The following is a 2418-nucleotide window of genomic DNA, read 5'->3' as shown; positions in this document are numbered from 1 at the left end:
GCCAGCCTTGTCCAGGCCCTGGTCGACCTGCTTGTCGTGCTTGTCCGCGAACTCGTCGCCGACCCGGCGGAGATCTTCGCCGTCGCCCGGCGGGCCCTGGCCCGGGGCGTCCACGCTCCCGCGGACCTCGCCGGCCGGCACGTGGTCGTCACCGCCGGAGGCACCCGGGAGCCGCTGGACCCGGTGCGCTTCCTCGGCAACCGCTCGTCGGGCAAGCAGGGCTACGCGTTCGCCCGCTCCGCCGTCGCCCGCGGCGCCCGCGTCACCCTGATCTCCGCCAACGTCGCGCTGCGCGACCCGGCCGGCGTGGACCTGGTGCGCGTGGGCACCACCGCCGAGCTGCGCGACGCCACCCTCGCCGCCGCCGAGCGCGCCGACGTCGTGGTGATGGCGGCCGCTCCCGCCGATTTCCGTCCGGCGACCTACGCGCCTGGCAAAATCAAGAAGTCGGACGACGGCAGCACGCCCACCATCGAGCTCGTCACCAACCCGGACATCGCCGCCGAGCTGGGCCAGCGTCGTCGACCGGAGCAGGTGCTGGTGGTGTTCGCCGCCGAGACCGGCGACGCGGAGGCCAACGGCCGGGCCAAGCTCGCCCGCAAGCGGGCGGACCTCATCGTCATCAACGAGGTCGGCCCGGACAAGGTCTTCGGCGCCGAGACCAACGCGGCGACCGTCATCGGCGCGGACGGCTCGGTCAGCCGGATGCCCGAGCAGTCCAAGGAGGACCTCGCCGACGGCGTCTGGGACCTGGTCGTGACGCGGTTGGCCGGTCGTTCCTGACCGTTGGACTTCGACACGACCAGCCCCCGCTCTCCGCAGCGCGGTGACTACACTTCCGCGGAACGACTTTTCCATACCCTAGGAGTGCCGTGACACGCCGCCTCTTCACGTCCGAATCGGTCACGGAAGGCCACCCGGACAAGATCGCCGACCAGATCAGCGACGGCATCCTCGACGCCCTGCTCGCGCAGGACCCGCACAGCCGGGTGGCGGTGGAAACCCTCATCACCACCGGCCAGGTGCACGTCGCCGGCGAGGTCACCACCAAGGCGTACGCCGACATCCCCACCATCGTCCGGGAGACCATCCTCGGCATCGGTTACGACTCGTCGAAGAAGGGCTTCGACGGGGCGTCCTGCGGTGTCAGCGTCTCGATCGGAGCGCAGTCGCCGGACATCGCGCAGGGGGTCGACAACGCCTTCGAGCTGCGTACCGGCGCGTCGGAGAGCGCGTTGGACGCACAGGGTGCGGGCGACCAGGGCATGATGTTCGGGTTCGCCTGCTCGGAGACTCCCGAGCTGATGCCGTTGCCGATCGCCCTGGCCCACCGGCTGGCCCGCCGGCTGTCCGCGGTGCGCAAGGACGGGACGATCCCGTACCTGCGGCCGGACGGGAAGACGCAGGTCACCATCGAGTACGAGGGCCTGCGCCCGGTCCGCCTCAACACCGTCGTGGTCTCCAGCCAGCACGCCGCGGACATCTCCCTGGACTCGCTGCTCACGCCGGACGTGCGCGAGCACGTCATCGCCCCGGAGCTGGAGAGCCTGGGCCTGGACACCGAGGGCTACCGGCTGCTGGTGAACCCGACCGGCCGCTTCGAGATCGGTGGTCCGATGGGTGACGCCGGCCTGACCGGCCGGAAGATCATCGTCGACACCTACGGCGGGTACGCGCGGCACGGTGGTGGCGCCTTCTCGGGCAAGGACCCGTCGAAGGTGGACCGTTCGGCCGCGTACGCGATGCGGTGGGTGGCGAAGAACGTCGTCGCCGCCGGCCTGGCGGAGCGGTGCGAGGCGCAGGTCGCGTACGCGATCGGCAAGGCGCACCCGGTGAGCCTGTTCATCGAGACCTTCGGCACGGAGACCGTGCCGGTGTCGTCCATCGAGAAGGCCGTGACGGAGGTGTTCGACCTGCGTCCCGCCGCCATCATCCGGGACCTGAACCTGCTCCGGCCGATCTACGCCCAGACCGCCGCGTACGGGCACTTCGGCCGGGAGCTGCCGGACCTGACGTGGGAGAGCACCGACCGGGCCGCCGACCTCAAGTCGGCCGCGGGAGCCTGACCGGCACCAGGCGCAGCGACCGGCAACCCGCGGACGGGTCGCCGGTCGCTCGTGTCTGCGTCGACGTGCCCCTGGCCCACCTGGACCGGCCGTTCGACTACCTGGTGCCCGCCGAACTGGACGCCGAGGCGGTGCCGGGCACCCGGGTGAAGGTCCGCTTCGCGGGGCAACTCGTGGACGGGTGGCTGCTGGAACGGGCGGACGACTCGGGGCACACCGGGCGGCTCGCGTACCTGGAGAAGGTCGTTTCGCCGGAGCCGGTGCTCGCGCCGGAGGTCGCGGCCCTGGCCCGCGCGGTCGCCGACCGGTACGCCGGCAGCCTCGCCGACGTGCTCCGCCTCGCCGTGCCGCC

General features: G+C 72.0%; 2 protein-coding genes and 1 pseudogene. All 3 read left to right on the top strand.

From position 1 onward, the window contains the following. Window positions 1–783, top strand: a 783-nt coding sequence (locus AB0I76_RS27770; RefSeq protein ID WP_357041449.1) for a phosphopantothenoylcysteine decarboxylase, incomplete at its 5' end; no start/stop codon positions are given. An 89-nt stretch (window positions 784–872) separates the two neighbouring features. Further along, window positions 873–2066: a methionine adenosyltransferase gene (gene metK / locus AB0I76_RS27765; protein WP_357041446.1), complete on the top strand. Its 1194-nt coding sequence runs from the start codon at window positions 873–875 to the stop codon at window positions 2064–2066. Between the two features lie 65 nt (window positions 2067–2131). After that, window positions 2132–2418: pseudogene (locus tag AB0I76_RS27760) on the top strand (primosomal protein N'); the annotation flags it as partial.

Origin of the sequence: Micromonospora sp. NPDC049799, assembly GCF_040656655.1 — a bacterium.
In the GTDB taxonomy this organism is placed as follows: Bacteria; Actinomycetota; Actinomycetes; order Mycobacteriales; family Micromonosporaceae; genus Micromonospora.
Note: the sequence above shows the minus strand (reverse complement) of the source record. Positions and strands in the feature narration are given on the sequence as shown.